A 16,372-nucleotide genomic window follows, 5' to 3' on the forward strand; every position below is an offset into this window, starting at 1 on the left:
GCTCCGTGACTCTGGCCCTCAGGCGCGCAGCCGGAGCAGCTCCGTGACTCTGGCCCTCAGGCGCGCAGCCGAAGCAGCTCCCGTACCCCCGCCTTCAGGCGGTCCGCCGACAGCTCCTGGTCGACCGCGAGGTGGTGCATGACGTCCGGGGAGAACGGCGCGAGCGTCAGATGGGCGAGGAGCGTGCTGTCGGAGCCGGGCAGGAGCCGCCCGATCAGCAGGGCCACATGCGTGTGCATCACCCGGTACGCGCCGCTGTGGTAGCGGGCGCGGGGCGCGGCCGAGTGCGCGGCGAGCAGGATCTCGCGCTGCTCGCCGACCCGGTCGACGAGCGCGTCGAGGAAGGCGTCGAACCGCTCGGCGGCCGGGGCGCCCGGGCCCAGCGGCGGCGGACCGCTCATGTACGCCTCCTGGAACTGGCGCTCGCGGTCGTCGAGGAGCGCCCACAGGAGCTGGGAGACGTCGCCGAAGCGGCGGTAGACGGTGCCGACGCCGATGCCGCTGGCGTGGGCGACCTGGTTCATGGTGACGGCCTCGGGGCCGTCCTCGGCGACGATCCGGGCGGCGGCGTCGAGGATCTTGCGCCGGTTGCGGGCCGCGTCGGCGCGCTCGGGGACGGGGGCGCCGACGGTGGGCAGCAGGCCGAGCAGCGGCGTCGGCGCGCCTGTGGCCTGCGGGTTCTCCGTGCTCATCTGTCGGCTCCTCTGCCCTTCGTGCGGGTCGTCCCGTCTCCCCCGATCCGGTCGCTCCCTGAAGTGAGCATACCGGTTCCCCTTGCGAACCGGATAGTGATCCGTTTAACCTGGGGCGCATTGAAGCGGAAAGCAATCCGGTTGAGGAGAGTTCGCATGTCCGTCAAGGTCGCCGTCATCTACTACTCGGCCACGGGTAGCGTCCACCAGCTCGCCCAGGCCGTCGCCGAGGGTGCCGAGAAGGCCGGCGCCGAGGTGCGCCTGCGCCGGGTGCCCGAGCTCGCCCCCGACTCTGCCATCGACGCGAACCCGGCCTGGCGCGCGCATGTGGACGCCACCGGTGACGTGGAGGTCGCCGCCCTGGAGGACCTGGAGTGGGCGGACGCGTACGCGTTCGGCTCCCCGACCCGCTACGGCAACGTGGCCGCGCAGCTGAAGCAGTACATCGACACCACGGGCGGGCTCTGGCAGCGCGGCGTCATGGCGGACAAGCCCGCGACCGCCTTCACCAGCGCGTTCAACCTGCACGGCGGCAACGAGTCGACGCTGCTCGCGCTCTACAACACCTTCCACCACTGGGGCTCGGTCATCGTCTCGCCCGGCTTCACGGACCCGTCGGTGTACGCGGCCGGCGGCAACCCCTACGGGACCGCGCACCCGGCCGCCAACGGCGCCCCCGAGGAGAACGTCCTCCAGGCCGCCCGCTACCAGGGCACGCGCCTCACGAGGTTCGCGAAGCGCCTGAAGGGGCTCGCGGACGACTGATCCGGCCGGTCGGGCCGCGGTGCGGACACGGACGCGGACGCGCGTAACCCCCGGGGGGAGGCCCCTCGGGGGTTACGTGTGTTCAGGCGCGTGCGAGTGACACGTGCGAGTGACGTGCGCGAGCTACGCCAGCGACAGGAAGAGCTTCTCCAGCCTGGCCCGCATCGCGTCGCGGTCCTCGCCGTTCGCGCGGCCGTCCTCCACCTCGGTCAGGCACTGCTGGAGACCGGTCGCGATGATTGCGAACCCGGCCCGGTCGAGGGCCCGGGAGGCGGCGGCCAGCTGCGTGACGACCTCCTCGCAGTCCCGTCCCTCCTCGATCATCCGGATGACACCGGCGATCTGCCCCTGGGCCCGGCGGAGCCGGTTCAGGACCGCCTTGAGCTCCGCGCCCGCGAGATCCAGTTCCACAGTCAGCCACTCCTCACAGATACCCCAGGGGGTAATTTAATCCCCGCACGGGGTTCCGTCGAAGACCAAGGATGACACCTGACATGAACGCCCCCCTCCCGCTCGACCCGGACCAGGCCCGCGCCCGACTGGCCGACCTCACCGTCGTCGACGTGCGCACACCCGGCGAGTACGCCTCCGGGCACGTGCCCGGCGCGTTCAACGTCCCGCTCGACCGGCTCGACCGGGCCGTGCCCGCGCTCCGGGAGGCGGCGGCCCGGGGCGGCGGACTGCTGGTCGTCTGCCAGTCCGGCGGCCGTTCGTCCGCAGCCTGCGCCCGGCTCGCGGCCGCCGGCGTCACCGCGTACGACCTCGACGGCGGTACGAGCGGCTGGGCGGCGCGCGGTCACGGCTTGGAGCACCCGGCGGACGCCCCGGCGAAGCCCGTGTGGGCGATGGACCGCCAGGTCCGGCTGGTCGCGGGTGCACTCGTCCTGTTGGGGCTCGCCCTCGGGCTCCTGGTCCATCCCGCGTTCCAGCTGCTCTCGGCGGGCGTGGCGGGCGGACTTGTCTTCTCGGCGCTCACCGACACCTGCGCCATGGCCCTGCTGCTCGGCAGGCTCCCGTACAACCGGGGGAGGGGGAGCGCGGGCGCGGTGGACCTGGACGCGACCCTGGCCCGGCTGCGTCAGGGCGCGGGGGCGTAACGGCGGAGGAACGTCTCCACCCCGTCGACGACCAGCCGCTCGCTCAGGTCCTCGGTGAGCTCCGTCCCGTACTGCTCGAACACCATGTGCGGGAAGACGAGCAGCGAGTAGAGCTGGAGGACGGCGACCTCCAGGTCGGGGATGTCGAGGCGGCCCCGGTCGGCGAGGGTGCGCAGGGCGTCCGCGACCTCGGGGTGGTGGCCGGCGGGGCCGTGCGCGCGCCAGGCGCGGCCCAGCTCGGGGAAGCGGTGGAGTTCGGTGGCGACGAGGGTGCGCAGGGCGCGGCCCTCGGCGTCGGCGCGCACGGCCCGGCCCCAGGCGCGGCCGGCCTCGGTCAGGGCGGCCTTGAGCGCGTCGGGCCCATCGGCGTCGACGAGCCGCGCGAGGTCGGGTCGGCGGGTCGTGCCGCTGCCGGCTGTTCCACCGCTGGGCGTCCTGCTGTCGGCCGTACCGCCGTCGGTCGTCCTGCTGTCGACCGCCCCGCTGTCGGCCAGGGGCTCGTCGAGGGCGCCGGCGACGACGGCGGTGAAGAGGGCTTCCTTGCTGCCGAAGTGGTTGTAGACGGTCACCTTGGAGACGCCGGCCTCGGCGGCGATGGCGTCCATGCCGACGCCGAAGCCCTCGCGGAGGAAGAGGGCGCGGGCGGCCCGCACGATGGCCTGCCGCTTCCGGGCGGCGCGGGGGCCGGTGGGGGCGGGCTTGGCGGGTCGGTCGTCCATACCCGGCACCCTACCCAATGAACTGTACTCTTGAGTTCAACTGTACTGTGCCGTACAGTTCAGTTATGCCCACTTCGGAACCGCCCACCGCACCCTCCCCTGCCCACCGGGACCCGCACGCGCAGTCCCCCACCAACCCCAACTCCGCCTCCAAGCCCCACCCCCACCCCGGCGCCCCGCCCCCCGACCCGCGCCGCTGGACCGCCCTCGCACTGATCTGCGCGGCCCAGTTCATGCTGGTCCTGGACGTGACGGTCGTGAACGTCGCCCTGCCCGCCCTCGCGAACGACCTCGTCCTCGATCGCACGGCCCTGACCTGGGTCGTCACCGCGTACACCCTCTGCTTCGGCGGGCTCATGCTCCTCGGCGGCCGGCTCGCCGACGCCCTCGGCGCCCGCCGTGTCCTCCTCACGGGCCTCGCCCTGTTCACCGCCGCGTCCCTGACCTGCGGCCTCGCGCCGAACGCCACCGTCCTGCTCGGCGGCCGCGTCGCGCAGGGCATCGGCGCCGCACTCCTCTCCCCGGCGGCACTCGCCCTGGTCACCACCCTGTTCCACGGCCCCGAGAGGCCCAAGGCCCTGGGCGCCTGGGCGGCCATCGGCGGCACCGGCTCAGCGGTCGGCGTCCTCCTGGGCGGCGCCCTGACGGCGGGCCCGGGCTGGCCGTGGATCTTCTACGTGAACGTGCCCGTCGGCGTGGCCCTGCTGCTCGCGCTGCCGAAGGTCGTACGGGCCACCGCGCCACGGCGGGGCGAAGGCGGCAGCCTGGACATCCCGGGGGCGATCCTCGTCACGGCCGCGACCGGCGCACTCGTCTACGGCCTGGTCCGGGCGGGCGACTCCGGCTGGACGTCCGCCGCGACGCTCCTGCCCCTGCTCGGAGCCTTCGCCCTGTACGGAGCCTTCGCGGCGGCCGAGCGGAGGAGCCGTACCCCGCTGATGGACCTCCGGATGCTCACCCGGCGCCCGGTCGTCGCGGGCTCGTTCCTCATGCTGGTCGCGACGGCGCTCCTGATCTCGTTCTTCTTCCTGGGCTCGATGCGGCTCCAGCACGTCCACGGCCTCGACGCCCTCCGCACGGGCCTCCTCTTCCTCCCGGTCGCGCTCACCACGGCCATCGGCGCCCACGCGGGCTCCCGCCTGGTGACGGCGGTCGGCCCGCGCGCCTGCGCGACGGGAGGCATGGCGGTCGCGGCGCTCGGCTGCCTGCCGCTGGCCCTCCTGAGCCCCGACTCCGGCCCCTGGACCACGCTCCTGCCGGCCCTCGCGACGGCGGCGCTCGGCCTCGGCGCGGTCTTCGTCACGGCGACGACGACGGCCCTGGGCCTGATCACCCCGCACGAGGCGGGCCTCGCGTCCGGCATCGTGAACACGTTCCACGAACTGGGCGGCTCGATCGGCGTGGCCGTCGTCTCCACCGTCGCCCTGGGCGCCACGGCCCCCACCCCGGCCGGCCTCACGACCGCGTTCACCCTCTGCACCCTGGCAGCGGCGACGACCGCCCTGGCGTCCCCGTTCCTCATCCCCCGAGGCCGCCCCCACCTGACGGGCGGCCCGCACGGAATGCACTGACTCAGCCGGCGACGGCCGAGCCGGCGACCGGCCGTCCCCGCACGGTCCGTCGCTGCTCGAACTGACTCACCTGCGCCACGACCGAGCCGTAGAAGCGGTCGACGGCCTCGTCGATGCTGCGAATGAACCCCGACTCCGTACTGCCCCGACTACTGCCCATGCCCTTGAACAGGGACAGCCGGAAACCGGTGATGTCCATTCCGTCCTTGGGCAGCAGGTCCCCCGGCTCGGGGCGGAGCCGCTCCAAGGTGCCCCGGGGTCCACTCCTGCCCTCCAGCAGGGTCTCCACGTGCAGGTCGGCGGGCGCGTCGTCCAGTACCCGCATGAGCCGCTTCGCGACCGACAGGGGATAGCCGCCGTCCGGGGCGGGAACGTCGATGGAGGTACGGATCTTCCCGGTCCTGAGATCCGCGGTGATGGACAGGATGCTCTGTGCGCCGTCGACACGCAGCTCGGCGGAGAGCTTCCCTTCCTCGCAGAGCCGGTCGGCCAGTTCGGTGCGACGGGACTTCGGATCGGAGCCGCGCCTGGCCCGCTGCACCGGCAGGGCCTTCTGCCCGAGCTCGCCGCCCAGGCGCAGACAGACCTGGCGGATCAGCCGCTCCCAGCTCTCCACGACCTCCACCGCGCGAGGGTCCCCCTCGCACAGGGTCTCGCTGTCGATCCCGTTGCGTACGGGGACCCAGGACGGCCCCATGTTCTGGAAGCCGTGACAGCCGGAGTTCTCGTGCTGGAGGTAGTGGAGCAGCTCCTGCAGGAGCCAGGCGTGCGCGGCATTGCCCACGCCCTCGTGGCGGATCAGCATCTGGGCCTGATGGGTCACCTCCGCCCACGAGAGGTGCCAGAGCGAGACCTTGTGCTTGCGCCTGCCGTCGGTCTTGACCTCGACGAGCGGAGTGCCCTCCAGGGCCACGTCGTTGGAGAGCGTGATGACGGCCTCGTACCCGCGCCTCGCGGCGATGTCCATGTAATTCTGGACCTGCTCGGACTTCAGGGGATTGCCGTTGGTTTTGGTCTCGACGAGCGCGGTCCAGAGCTTGCCCGCCCGTTCTGTCCTGATGACCCCGTCCGGGCGCTTCGGACTGTCACCGTGCGGGAGCGACACCTCGGTGAACGTCTGCATCCGGCCGGCCGGAGCCCCGAATCCCGCGGTGAGCCGGCGGCCGAACTCCGGTACCTCGGCCATGACGGAGAGGAGGACCGAGGTCGCGCGTACCTCGCGCTCGCGGTCGCTTTTGTAGGACGGGACGGGGAAGAGCCGGGCGGGCTTCCAGGAGTCGTTCTCCGCCAGGGACTTCTTCGGTGCTTTGGGGAGCGTGACCTTCTTCTTGGTCGTGCGCGTCCCGCGGCTGCGTGTCGGCCGGGGCGTCTCGCCGGCAGGGGACGGGGCGGGGGCCGCCGCCCGCGTCGTGGAGTCGGTGGGCTGCGTGGGGATGGGGATGAGGGTACGGACAGCGGCGTCGGCGTCGGCGTCGGTGTCGGCGGAGGCCGGCGGGCGGGGGTGCGCCTCGTCGGCGTCCTCACCTGGGTCGGCCGCGGCCGCGGAGAGGGCGACCGTGCCGGAGAGGCTCGGGACCTCGTCCTCGCCCTCGCCCTCGTCAACGGTGATACCGAAGTCGGTGGCGAGACCGGAGAGACCGGTTTCGTACCCCTGGCCCACGGCGCGGAACTTCCACTCCTGGTTCCGCCGGTACAGCTCGCCGAAGATGAAGGCCGTCTCGATCGTGGCGTCCGGGATGGAGAAACCGAGCAGGGCCTCGCCCGAGCGGTCGGTGACGGTCATGCGCAGGTCGTTCAGATCGCCGAAGCAGCCACCGCCGTACTGGCTGGCCGCCACGACGACGGTGGCGACGTCCTCTGGGATGGCCGTGAGGTCCAGGCTGATCCGGTCCTCGCTACCGTTCTCGGTGGGGACCTTTCCCAGCAACTGCACGCAGCCGTCCTCGGCGGCGGGATGGTTGTAGAAGTAGAAGTCCGCGTCACCGCGGACCTTGCCGTCGTCGTCGACCAGCAGCACCGAGACGTCCGCGTCGCCGTCCCCGGTCGTGCTGCTCCAGCTCAGACCGACGACGACCGATCCCGCGTCGTCGCTGAGGGAAGCCAGCCCGATATTGGCTCCCTTGGACATCTCGTGCATGCGTCCCCCCGGACCTCTCGCGATGTGATGTGCGCCTCAGGGGAACCGTAGCGTCCGCGACAGGAGGGTGGGGAGGGAAAGTGAAACCCGGACGAACCTCACCTCCCTCCCCGCGCCCGTCAGTCCTGCCTCGGCCCCACCTCGTCGATCGGGCGGATGACCACCGGGTACTCCGGAGCCCCGGTCGGCTGCGGGCAGCGGGCGACCCGGGCGGCGATCTCCGTCACGCGCTCCAGGGAGGCGCAGTCGAGGACCCAGTAGCCGGCGATGACCTCCTTGGTCTCCGCGTACGGGCCGTCCGTGACCAGGGGCTTGCCGTCTCCGTCCAGCGACACGAACCGGGTCGTGGACGGGGAGGCGAGGCCCTGACCGTCGATCATCTCGCCGGACGCCGACAGTTCCTCGTTGATCGCGTTCATGTGGTCGAACATCGCCTTGAGGTCCGCCTTGCTCCAGGCCGGACTGCTCGCCGCGGGGCGGCCCACCATGGCCTCGTAGTCGGCCTCCGCGCCCTGCACCATCACCAGATACTTCATGACGTCCTCCTCGTGTGCGTCACTGCCTCTCGCAGGAGAGTCGGAGCAGGGGACCGGTTCTCGACACCGCGCGGGCAGCGGCCACAAAAACGGGAGAAATCACCCGCCCGCACCATGATTCCGGTGTGAACGCCTTCAGCTTCTCCGCCGCCTTCATCGCCTTCTTCTCCGTCGTCGGCCCCCCGAAGGTCCTTCTCGCCTTCGCCGGCCTCGCCCAAGTCCACCCCGCCCGCCAGCTGCGGACCATCGCGCTGATCTCCTCCGGCGCGGCCGTCCTCGTCGGCCTCGTCACCGGCATCACCGCCCCGTGGCTGCTCGACGTCTTCCACATCAGCACGCCCGCGCTCCAGCTCGCGGGCGGCGTCATCTTCTTCATCTACGCCGTCGGGCTCGTCCTCGGTCTCCACCTCGGCTCGACCACCACCCACCAGGACGCCCCCGACCTCACCAGCGGCGTGCGCGAGCTGCTCATGCCGTACGTCGTGAGCCCGCTCGCCATGACCGCCGTACTCATCGAGGCGGCGGCCCGCGACTCCTTCAGCTGGCGCTCCACGGTCGTCGGCGCGTATGTGTCCGTCATCGCCCTCGATGTGATCTGCGTCCTGCTCCTCACCCGGATCCTGCGCCGCACCCACCACGCCACGATCGAGCTCCTCGGCCGCCTGCTCGGCCTGCTGCTCGCGGCGGTCGGCGTCGACCTGGTCCTGGACGGCCTCTCGGACCTGGGCGTCCCGGGCCTGTACACAAGACACTGAGCCGCTGGCCGCTGGCCGCTGGCCGCCAGCCGCTACGGACCCGTGCGCGACGGCATCCGGCTAGGGCGTGTCCGTGAGCAGCTCGCCGGACGAGCAGTCGAAGGGGCGACAGCCGAGGGCTCGGGAGATGCGGAAGATCACAGGGAGCACGTCGTCCTCCGTGCCCCGGACATCCGCCCCGCCCCGGACATGGAGCATGACCGACTCGACGGGGTCGCATGCGCCGATACCGAGTTCGATCACCCAGGTCGGACCGAGCAACTCGCCCCAGGTGGGATCGGTCAGGTCGACCTCGCCCACGGCTGACCTGAGTGCCCGGTGGACGGCGGACCGGGTTCCGACGGGAGGCGACTCGTGATCGGCGGGAAGGTCGTCGATCGACGTGAGGTCCGCAGGAAGCGGCAGCAGAAGAACGTCCCAGCTCATGGCACTCCCCACCCGAGATTCACGAGAGAGGCTATCTGCTGCCGGCGGCGCTCCCCGGCCCCAGGGCCGGGCCCCGGAGGCCCGCCCCGGCGCGAGGCTGGGGCCGCTCACTCAGCCGCCCGCTCCTCCAACGGCCGCCGCCGCACCGCGAGGTCGGTGAGGGCGGACGAGCGCCAGGCACCGTCCGGCTGGTAGAGGTTCGTCCCCGGCGGCACGATCGCGTCGATCCGGTCCAGTACGTCGTCCGTGAGGAGAACCGGCGCGCCCTTCAGCAACCCCTCCAGCTGCTCCATCGTGCGCGGCCCGATGATGACCGAGGTGACCGCCGGGTGCGCGGCAGGGAAGGCGACGGCGAGTTCGGGGAGGGTGCACCCGATCTCGTCCGCGAGCGCGACGAACTCCTCGACGGCGTCGAGCTTGGCGGCGTTGCCGGGGAGGGCGGGGTCGAAGCGGTGCGGGGTGAGCGCCGGCCGACCGCTGGTCAGATCGATGGGCTGCCCCTTCCGGTACTTGCCGGTGAGGAAGCCGGAGGCCAGCGGGCTCCAGGTCAGCACGCCCATCCCGTATCGCCGCGCGACGGGCAGGACGGACGCCTCCACACCCCGCGCGAGCAGCGAGTACGGCGGTTGCTCGGAGCGGAAGCGGCGCAGTCCGCGCCGCTCGGCGACGGCGTGGGCCTCGACGATCTCCTCGGCGGGGAAGGTGGAGCAGCCGAAGGCCCGGATCTTCCCCTGGGAGACGAGGTCACCGAGGACGTCGAGGGTCTCCTCGACGTCCGTACGGTGGTCGGGCCGGTGGACCTGGTAGAGGTCGATCCAGTCGGTGCCGAGCCGCTTGAGGCTGTTCTCGACGGCCCGGGTGATCCAACGGCGGGAACTACCGCCCCGGTTGGGGCCCTCGCCGCCGACCGGGAAGTACACCTTGGTGGCGAGCACGGTCTCGTCGCGGCGGCGCGGGTCGCGCAGCGCCTTGCCGACGATCTCCTCGGACTCGCCGGCCGAGTACATGTCGGCGGTGTCGACGAAGTTGATGCCGCGGTCGAGCGCGGCGTGGATGATCCGTACGGACTCCTGATGGTCCGGATTGCCGACGGCACCGAACATCATCGTGCCGAGGCAGTACGTACTGACTTCGATCCCGGTCCCGCCGAGTACCCGATAGCGCATGGCCGCACTCTAGGAACTGGAGTGCGCTCCAAGGCAAGAGGAGGAGAGGGGAGGTTCCCGCGACGGGTCTTCGAGGAAGTCGACGATCAGCCGGTGCAGGACCCGGGGCCGCTCAAGGTGCAGGTCGTGGCCGGTGCCGGGCAGGCTCACGCCGTGCAGCGAGGGCAGGACCCGGACCATCTCCGCGTACTCCTCGCCGCCGATGATCCCGCCGTGCTCGCCCTGCCCGAGGACCGCGAGGGTCGGGCAGGTGACGGCGGCCCATTCGTCCCAGAAGGCGCGGGTGGCGTTCTCGTCGAGGGACCGCACCATGACCTCGGGGTCGAAGCGCGGCCACAGCCCGTCGGCACGCTCTTCGAGCCCGCGCGCCCATCCCTCCCCTACGGGTTCCTTGCCGCCGCCCAGGTACGCGGCGGCCGCCTCCCGCGAGGGGAACGGCGCCGGCCACCCCCGCAGCCAGCCCCCGATCTGCTCCTGGAGGCCGGAGTCGGCCCCGCCGGGCCCGGCCTCGACGAGGACGAGGGCGCGCGGCAGCTGGGGGTGGGCGGCGGCGGTGAGGAGAGCGGTGCTCCCGCCGAGCGACTGACCGACCAACACGGGCCGGTCGAGGCCGAGTTCCTCGACGACGGCGACGACGTCCGCGACGTAGGCGGCCCGCGAGACGTCCCCCGGGTGCCGCTCGCTGCCGCCGTGCCCGCGCTGGTCGAAGGCGACGACGCGATGGCCGGAGTCCCGCAGCAGCCGGGCGGTGGCGTCCCACTCGCCGGCGTGCCCGGCGAGCCCGTGAAGCAGGAGGACGTCGGCACCGGCACCGCCCCGGCCACCCGAGTCGCGACAGAGCAGCCGAACCCCGCCCTCACGCACCACGACGATCTCTGACGAGAAAGAAGAAGTCACCCCTCATGATCGCCTAACCCCGATTCCGACTGCCTACGGGTTGAGCAACTGGTCGGCGACGGTGGTGCGGGCGTAGAGGACGGAACGCCCGCTGCGGTGGGCGGTCACCAGGCCGGCGTTCCGTAGGGCGATGAGGTGTTGGGAGACCCCGGCCGCGGACAGGCCGCACTGGGTGGCGAGCTGGGTGGTGGAGGCGGGGGTGTCGAGTTCGGTGAGGAGCAGGGTGCGGGAGCGCCCGAGGACGGCGGCGACGGCCTCGGTGGCGCCGGCGGTACGGCTCTCCCAGACGGCGCCGAACCCCCGTGCCGGATATGCGAGTTGGGGCGGATCGGGATGGACGGACCGGGTGAGGACCTGGGGCCACGCGAAGACGGACGGAACGAGCAGCAGCCCGGATCCGGCCTGGTCGCGGCTGAGTGAACAGTGGCGCCGTACGAGTCGCAGGGTGCCGTCGTCCCACCGTACGGTCTCGTGGAGTTCGCTCAGGACCCGCGCGGAGCCGTGTTCGGCGACCTGCCGGGCCCGGTGGAAGACATCCGCCTCCAGGACCTGCTGGATCCGGGCCCAGTAGGGGGCGAGGGCGAGCTCCCAGTACGTCTCGATCTCGTCGGCGACCTTGGGGAGGGCGGCGGCGGGATCGTCGTACAGCAGACGCGCCCTGACCCCGGCCTCCGCCTCCCTCCCGAGCCGGCCGAGATCGTCCCGTACCTGGTCGGCGGGGGTGCGGCGGATGGCGTCGAGTTCGGCGCCGAGGGTGGGGAAGGGCCCGGCGGGGGTGGGGTTGAGGAAGTCGGCGAGGTAACCGTGCGGGGGTACGAGCGCGGCGAGCCACCCGCGGTCGAGCCCGGCCCGCGAGATCCGCGGCCGGACCTGATCGGCCCAGCGGCGGTGGGGTGCGGAGTCGGGCCGGCGGACGAGGACCCGATAGCTGGTGACGACCTCCCACATGGGGGAGACGGCGAAGCGGGTCTGGGCGAGGTCGGCGGCGGAGAAGCTGAGTCCGGATTCCACAGGTATGCACACGTCCTGGATACGAGGGGCGAGGTGCGAGATGCGAGCCGATGATCGGGAGAGACAAGAATTGGATTCGGCCTGAGCTTAATCAATGGAGGACAACGCGGGACCCGGCGCAGTCTCCTCCCATGCCCTCACCCTCAGCCTCGTCCTCGCCGTCCCTCATCCCGTCCTCGTTCCGAGACCTCCCCCCTGTCGTGTGGACGCTCTTCGCCGGAACGATCGTCAACCGCCTCGGTTACCTGGTGACCCCGTTCCTGGTCTTCTTCCTCGCCTCGCGGGGAGTGACCGGCGCCGAGACCTCGTACGTCCTCGGTGCCCTCGGCGCGGGCAACCTCCTCGGCCCCGCGGTGGGCGGCATCCTCGCCGACCGCATCGGGCGCCGCCCCACCATGCTGATCGGCCTGGTCGGCGCGTCGGCCGCGCAGGGGGCGCTCTTCCTCGCGCCCGGCGTGTGGACGATGGCCGCGGCGGCGCTGCTGATCAGCGCGGCGGGCAGCACGGTCTCGCCGGCCGCGTACGCGCTCCTCGCGGACGCCGTCGACAGCGAGCGCCGGCAGCGCGCGTACGCCCTCTTCGGCTGGGGCGTGAACATCGGCACGGCAGTCGCGGGCGTTCTGGGCGGCTACCTGGCGGCCCAGGGCTACTGGCTCCTGTTCGCGGTCGACGCGGGGTCGATGCTCGCGTACGCGCTGGTGGTGGCGTTCCGCCTGCCGGAGGCGAAGCGGACGACGGAGCCGCGGAAGCCGGGGTCGAAGAAGGACGGCATCGGCTACGGGGTGGTCCTCCGGGACCGTCTGGCCCTCCTCCTGCTCCCGCTCTTCGGCGTCCAGCTGTTCGTGTACTCGCTCACCGAGGTCGCCCTGCCGCTGGCCATCCGCGACAGCGGTCTCTCGCCGGCGGTGTACGGGGCGATGGCGGCGGTCAACGCGATCCTGGTGGTGGCCCTCCAGCCCTTCGCGACGTCCTGGCTGGCCCGGTTCCCGCAGCTCGCGGTGCAGGGGGCGGGCAGCACGCTGATCGCCGTGGGGGTCGCGCTCACCGGCCTGGCCGACGGCATCGTCGGCTACACGGTGTCGGTCGCCGTCTGGTCACTGGGCGAGGTCGTGGTCGCCGGCATCGCCGCCGGCGTCGTCGCCAACCTGGCCCCGGCCCACGCGAGGGGCCGCTACCAGGGGGCCTTCAGCTGGACCTGGGGAACGGCCCGCTTCGCGGCCCTCACCCTGGGCGTCACGACCTATACGACGCTGAGCCCGACGGTCCTGTGGTGGACGGCCCTGGTGGCGGGAACGGCCACGGCGGCGGCGACGGTGGCGCTGAGGACCCGGGTCGAGGCTCGCACGGCCCACGAACTGGCGGCGTGAACGGGCGCGCTACTTCCCCTCGGCAAGGGTGTGGGCCACGAGCGCGTTGGCGTGCCCGTGGCCCAGCCCGTGCTCGGCCTTCAACCAGGAGACGAGCTCCATGTGCCTGGCGAGCGGCGAGGAACGGATGAGCTCCTGCCACGCGGAGATCGGGCGCCCGTACTTCTTCTCGATGGAGGGGAAGTAGCTGGCGGGACCCTTGACGACGTTCTCGGCCATGGGAGAGCTCCTGATGAGGTGGGCGGGGGCGGCAACTGAAGAGAAGACCCCCAGCCCACCGAAAACTCATCGCGAAGCGCACGATCAATCTCGCCGGATGTGCTCCGGATCGATGTGCCGCCGCACCATGGGCACGGAGGCGAGCGCGGCCGCGCACAGCACCCCGAGCGCACAGGCGAACAGCAACGGCAACCCCTCCCAGTCCCAGTGCACCGCGCCACCCCCGGTGATCAGATAACTGGACTCGGCAAGCCACCCGGTAACAATGGCCGCCCCCAGCCCCACCACCAAGGGCAACAACACCTGCACCACCTGCACCACCCGCAACGTCCCAGCCCGAGCCCCCAACAACGCGAGCGCGGTCACCTGCCCCCGCCGCTCCATGGCCCGATCGGCCACGGACACAACGAACGCGGCAACCCCGATGACAAGCCCGAGCACCATCCCGACGACGAGAAGACTGCGGATGACGGTGAGCTGAGCGAGGGAGTCGATGACGATCCCGACGGGATCGACGGAGGCGGTGGGAGCGATGGCCCCGATGCCGTCGAGCACGGAACGGATGGTGGCGGGGTCGGCGTCACTGACGAGAGTGAGGGTGCCGGCGGAGTCGGCGAGGTTGGGAGGGAGGAGGGAGGGGGGAACGAGCAGAGCACCCGATGCGAAAACGGACAGGTCCCACGGGCGTACGTCGACCCGCTCGGGAGGCACGGTGAGCGTGACCTTCTGTCCGTCCTTCAACTCGAAGGGGTAGCGCTCTCCTGCCTTCGGGTCGAACTCGAATGTCGAGCGGTCGTCCCGAAGCTGCATGACCCTGCCCTCTACGCACCCCGTGGCCCGCTCCGTGTACGCGGCGAGCTGTGCGCAGGTGGCGACGACCAGTTCGGCACGGGGTGCGTAGCTGTCTTCCAACGGAAACCAGGAGCTGTACGAGATCACCGTTGAGCGCGCTCCTGGAACCTTCTTGAGCGCTTCCTGCTGCGCTGGCCCGAGGTCACTCATATTGAGTTTGTACTCCTGAAGCGGGGCAGTCCGTCGGCTGACCTGGTCCAGTTCGATGAGCACCCCCTGCGTGAGCGCCGAGCCGAACACCAGCAGCACAAGCCCAGTGACCACCCGCAGCGACGATCCTGGATCGACCTCCGTACGGCGCATCGCCAGAGCCACTGGCAACGACTTCGCCATCCCGGCCAGCCGCCGCGCGAGCCATGCCGTGATCGGCGCCAATCCGAAGACAAGTCCGGCGCCGGTGAGCAACACGGCACCGGGTACCAGTAGGGAACTGGCTGACCCACCGGACGGGTCCTTCCCCATGGCGCTGAGAACGCAGTACCCGACAATGATCCCGAGTCCTGGGACGAGAAGCAGCGCCCCGCCCTTTCTGGGCTGTTTGCGCTCCCCGGTCCGTCGGACACTGATCGGCGACAGGGCGGCCCGCCGTGCACTGAACTGGCCCACCACCCAAGCGAGCGCCGGACACCCCAGCAGACATACCGCAAGGGTCAGCCCCGACGGTCGACCGTCCGCCGGATACCAGTGCAACCCAGGCAGCCCGATCCGCGCCATGAGCTCGTTGATTCCGAGGTAGCCCGCGATCCCGAGCACGGCCCCGAAGAGGGCGGCGGCGACACTCTCCCCCGCATTGACCCGCAGGGTGTCCTTCATGCTGAGCCCGACGAGCCGCAGAGCGGCGAGGCGACGGGCGCGGGACTCCCCGGAGAGACGTGCGCAGACGGAGAGGAAGATGACGAGGGGGAGCAGCACGATGCACCCGAGGGTGAACCGGAGAATGCTGAGGGTCGACGGGTCTACGATCTCCCGCCATGACTGGCCGACGCCGAAGCCACCCAGTTCCTCTGCTTCGGTCAGCTCGTCCGCAGTGGTGCCGATGTAGGCATAGAGGTCCTCGGCGTCGCCCAGCCCCTCCGGTGCGATGGTGCCGGTTACACGGCCGGGGACAAGACCGGCCGCCCTCGGGTTGGCGGCCAGAATCTCGGCGAGCTTCGGCGAGACGATCGCCTCGCCGGCGTTGGGAAGCTTCTCGATACCCGGAGGCACAGGAGCAGGCCCCGGTCCTGTCCGCGTCGCGAGGAAGACACGGTGGAGAGGTTGCGCCCCGTACGGATCCCGAAGTTCCTGGTAGAGAACCCTGCTTGCGCCTGGCCTCGGTTCACGGGCGGCGGTGCGCGCGTCATGGGCGGAGAGAATGGACGGGATGGTGAGGACGGCGGCAAGGCACGCGACTCCGAGCGCCGAGCCGAACGTCATCAGGAGGAATCGGGCCCGCCCTCGGCGCCCGCTGCCCCACAGGAGCCGCATACCGAGGACGAACGCGTTCACACCGCCACCCGCTGGGCCAGGGCCCCGTCCGACATCGTGTACTGCGTGTCAGCCTTGGCGGCGACGTCGGCGTCGTGCGTGACGATGACCACGGCAGTCTTCTGCCGTCGCGCCAGCTGAAGGAACTCGTCCAGCACAGCAGCGGCGTTGGCACTGTCGAGTGCACCGGTCGGCTCGTCCGCGAACACCACGTCCGGCCGGTGAACCAGAGCCCGCGCCACCGCGACGCGCTGACTCTGGCCCCCCGACAGCTTCGAGGTCCTGCGCCGCAGAAGGTCGCCCATTCCCAGCCGCCCCAGTACCTGGGCGGCCATCGCGTGAGCATGGGTCTTGCTGATTCCGGCGAGCCGGAGAGGGAGTGCTGCGTTCTCTTCGACGGTCAGCTCCGGCAACAGCTCCCCGTACTGGAAGACGAAGCCGAGACGCGTACGACGCAGGGCGCTCAGCTCACCGTCGGGAAGGGTGGAGAGTCGCACCCCGTCGAAGGTCACAGAGCCGTTGGAAGGGGGCAGAACACCGGCGAGGCAGTACAAGAGCGATGACTTGCCGGACCCGCTGCTGCCCATGATGGCGGCCACTTCGCCGCGCTTGAGCGTGAAATCGGCATTGCTGACGGCCTGCTCGGTGCCGTAGAAGAGATCCACGCCCTCGGCGCGGAGAATGACGTCCATCGT

Annotated in this window: 17 protein-coding genes; 5 read left to right on the forward strand and 12 right to left on the reverse strand. The window is 71.4% G+C overall.

The genetic code is table 11. From position 1 onward, the window contains the following. Positions 1-56 precede the first annotated feature (56 nt). Positions 57-692: a TetR/AcrR family transcriptional regulator gene (locus ABT034_RS04760; protein WP_351211230.1), complete on the reverse strand. Its 636-nt coding sequence runs from the start codon at positions 690-692 to the stop codon at positions 57-59. Positions 693-848: 156 nt separating this feature from the next. On the opposite strand from ABT034_RS04760, the gene wrbA reads away from it, so the two are divergent. After that, positions 849-1,457 carry an NAD(P)H:quinone oxidoreductase gene (wrbA, locus tag ABT034_RS04765; protein ID WP_351211232.1) on the forward strand — a complete coding sequence of 203 codons (609 nt, stop codon included), beginning with the start codon at positions 849-851 and terminating at the stop codon, positions 1,455-1,457. A 123-nt stretch (positions 1,458-1,580) separates the two neighbouring features. Here the strand turns inward: wrbA and ABT034_RS04770 are convergent, their stop codons facing one another. Then, positions 1,581-1,868, reverse strand: a complete 288-nt coding sequence (locus ABT034_RS04770; protein ID WP_351211234.1) for a metal-sensitive transcriptional regulator — start codon at positions 1,866-1,868, stop codon at positions 1,581-1,583. Positions 1,869-1,951: 83 nt separating this feature from the next. On the opposite strand from ABT034_RS04770, the gene ABT034_RS04775 reads away from it, so the two are divergent. After that, the gene (locus tag ABT034_RS04775) at positions 1,952-2,554 is read left to right on the forward strand and encodes a rhodanese-like domain-containing protein (RefSeq protein WP_351211236.1); all 603 of its coding nucleotides are present in this window, start codon (positions 1,952-1,954) and stop codon (positions 2,552-2,554) included. Here ABT034_RS04775 and ABT034_RS04780 read toward each other — a convergent pair. After that, positions 2,536-3,273 (reverse strand): TetR/AcrR family transcriptional regulator, encoded by a 738-nt coding sequence (locus ABT034_RS04780; RefSeq protein WP_351211238.1) that lies wholly within the window; start codon positions 3,271-3,273, stop codon positions 2,536-2,538. The two genes, ABT034_RS04775 and ABT034_RS04780, sit on opposite strands and share 19 nt — an antisense overlap. Positions 3,274-3,338: 65 nt before the next feature. On the opposite strand from ABT034_RS04780, the gene ABT034_RS04785 reads away from it, so the two are divergent. After that, a complete protein-coding gene (locus tag ABT034_RS04785; RefSeq protein WP_351211240.1) occupies positions 3,339-4,844 on the forward strand; it encodes an MFS transporter in 1,506 nt (501 codons plus the stop codon). Position 4,845: 1 nt separating this feature from the next. Here the strand turns inward: ABT034_RS04785 and ABT034_RS04790 are convergent, their stop codons facing one another. Then, positions 4,846-6,972: a TerD family protein gene (locus ABT034_RS04790; protein ID WP_351211410.1), complete on the reverse strand. Its 2,127-nt coding sequence runs from the start codon at positions 6,970-6,972 to the stop codon at positions 4,846-4,848. A 128-nt stretch (positions 6,973-7,100) separates the two neighbouring features. After that, positions 7,101-7,517, reverse strand: a complete 417-nt coding sequence (locus ABT034_RS04795; RefSeq protein WP_351211242.1) for a YciI family protein — start codon at positions 7,515-7,517, stop codon at positions 7,101-7,103. Between the two features lie 125 nt (positions 7,518-7,642). Here ABT034_RS04795 and ABT034_RS04800 point away from each other — a divergent pair, with 125 nt between their 5' ends. Beyond that, a complete protein-coding gene (locus tag ABT034_RS04800; RefSeq protein ID WP_351211244.1) occupies positions 7,643-8,272 on the forward strand; it encodes a MarC family protein in 630 nt (209 codons plus the stop codon). 60 nt (positions 8,273-8,332) lie between these two features. On the opposite strand, the gene ABT034_RS04805 is transcribed toward ABT034_RS04800, so the two are convergent. From ABT034_RS04805 to ABT034_RS04820, 4 genes are all read right to left on the reverse strand, one after another. Further along, complete coding sequence (locus tag ABT034_RS04805; RefSeq protein WP_351211246.1) at positions 8,333-8,698, reverse strand: hypothetical protein; 366 nt, start codon at positions 8,696-8,698, stop codon at positions 8,333-8,335. Between the two features lie 107 nt (positions 8,699-8,805). Next, complete coding sequence (locus tag ABT034_RS04810) at positions 8,806-9,864, reverse strand: aldo/keto reductase (RefSeq protein ID WP_351211248.1); 1,059 nt, start codon at positions 9,862-9,864, stop codon at positions 8,806-8,808. Between the two features lie 9 nt (positions 9,865-9,873). Then, entirely contained in the window at positions 9,874-10,761 is an 888-nt protein-coding gene (locus tag ABT034_RS04815) for an alpha/beta fold hydrolase (protein WP_351211250.1), read from the reverse strand. A 33-nt stretch (positions 10,762-10,794) separates the two neighbouring features. Beyond that, on the reverse strand, positions 10,795-11,772 hold the full coding sequence (locus tag ABT034_RS04820) for an ArsR/SmtB family transcription factor (protein ID WP_351211252.1): 978 nt from the start codon (positions 11,770-11,772) through the stop codon (positions 10,795-10,797). A 131-nt stretch (positions 11,773-11,903) separates the two neighbouring features. Here ABT034_RS04820 and ABT034_RS04825 point away from each other — a divergent pair, with 131 nt between their 5' ends. Next, on the forward strand, positions 11,904-13,139 hold the full coding sequence (locus ABT034_RS04825) for an MFS transporter (RefSeq protein ID WP_351211254.1): 1,236 nt from the start codon (positions 11,904-11,906) through the stop codon (positions 13,137-13,139). A 9-nt stretch (positions 13,140-13,148) separates the two neighbouring features. Here the strand turns inward: ABT034_RS04825 and ABT034_RS04830 are convergent, their stop codons facing one another. From ABT034_RS04830 to ABT034_RS04840, 3 genes are all read right to left on the reverse strand, one after another. After that, positions 13,149-13,358, reverse strand: a complete 210-nt coding sequence (locus tag ABT034_RS04830; protein ID WP_351211256.1) for a DUF4287 domain-containing protein — start codon at positions 13,356-13,358, stop codon at positions 13,149-13,151. An 84-nt stretch (positions 13,359-13,442) separates the two neighbouring features. Further along, positions 13,443-15,698 (reverse strand): FtsX-like permease family protein, encoded by a 2,256-nt coding sequence (locus tag ABT034_RS04835; protein ID WP_351211258.1) that lies wholly within the window; start codon positions 15,696-15,698, stop codon positions 13,443-13,445. Beyond that, positions 15,695-16,369, reverse strand: a complete 675-nt coding sequence (locus ABT034_RS04840) for an ABC transporter ATP-binding protein (RefSeq protein ID WP_351211260.1) — start codon at positions 16,367-16,369, stop codon at positions 15,695-15,697. Before ABT034_RS04840 ends, ABT034_RS04835 begins: the two co-directional genes overlap by 4 nt. Between the last annotated feature and the right edge of the window lie 3 nt (positions 16,370-16,372).

This window comes from Streptomyces sp. NPDC002773, from assembly GCF_040295605.1.
Taxonomy (GTDB): domain Bacteria; phylum Actinomycetota; class Actinomycetes; order Streptomycetales; family Streptomycetaceae; genus Streptomyces.

What these genes read in the sequence shown, in the direction of transcription:
- ABT034_RS04830 (WP_351211256.1), bottom strand. Translation starts at nt 13,358, where the DNA reads ATGGCCGAGAACGTCGTCAAGGGTCCCGCCAGCTACTTCCCCTCCATC.
- ABT034_RS04825 (WP_351211254.1), top strand. Translation starts at nt 11,904, where the DNA reads ATGCCCTCACCCTCAGCCTCGTCCTCGCCGTCCCTCATCCCGTCCTCG.
- ABT034_RS04790 (WP_351211410.1), bottom strand. Translation starts at nt 6,972, where the DNA reads ATGTCCAAGGGAGCCAATATCGGGCTGGCTTCCCTCAGCGACGACGCG.
- ABT034_RS04810 (WP_351211248.1), bottom strand. Translation starts at nt 9,864, where the DNA reads ATGCGCTATCGGGTACTCGGCGGGACCGGGATCGAAGTCAGTACGTAC.
- ABT034_RS04795 (WP_351211242.1), bottom strand. Translation starts at nt 7,517, where the DNA reads ATGAAGTATCTGGTGATGGTGCAGGGCGCGGAGGCCGACTACGAGGCC.
- ABT034_RS04775 (WP_351211236.1), top strand. Translation starts at nt 1,952, where the DNA reads ATGAACGCCCCCCTCCCGCTCGACCCGGACCAGGCCCGCGCCCGACTG.
- ABT034_RS04840 (WP_351211260.1), bottom strand. Translation starts at nt 16,369, where the DNA reads ATGGACGTCATTCTCCGCGCCGAGGGCGTGGATCTCTTCTACGGCACC.
- ABT034_RS04780 (WP_351211238.1), bottom strand. Translation starts at nt 3,273, where the DNA reads ATGGACGACCGACCCGCCAAGCCCGCCCCCACCGGCCCCCGCGCCGCC.
- ABT034_RS04805 (WP_351211246.1), bottom strand. Translation starts at nt 8,698, where the DNA reads ATGAGCTGGGACGTTCTTCTGCTGCCGCTTCCTGCGGACCTCACGTCG.
- ABT034_RS04785 (WP_351211240.1), top strand. Translation starts at nt 3,339, where the DNA reads ATGCCCACTTCGGAACCGCCCACCGCACCCTCCCCTGCCCACCGGGAC.
- ABT034_RS04760 (WP_351211230.1), bottom strand. Translation starts at nt 692, where the DNA reads ATGAGCACGGAGAACCCGCAGGCCACAGGCGCGCCGACGCCGCTGCTC.
- wrbA (WP_351211232.1), top strand. Translation starts at nt 849, where the DNA reads ATGTCCGTCAAGGTCGCCGTCATCTACTACTCGGCCACGGGTAGCGTC.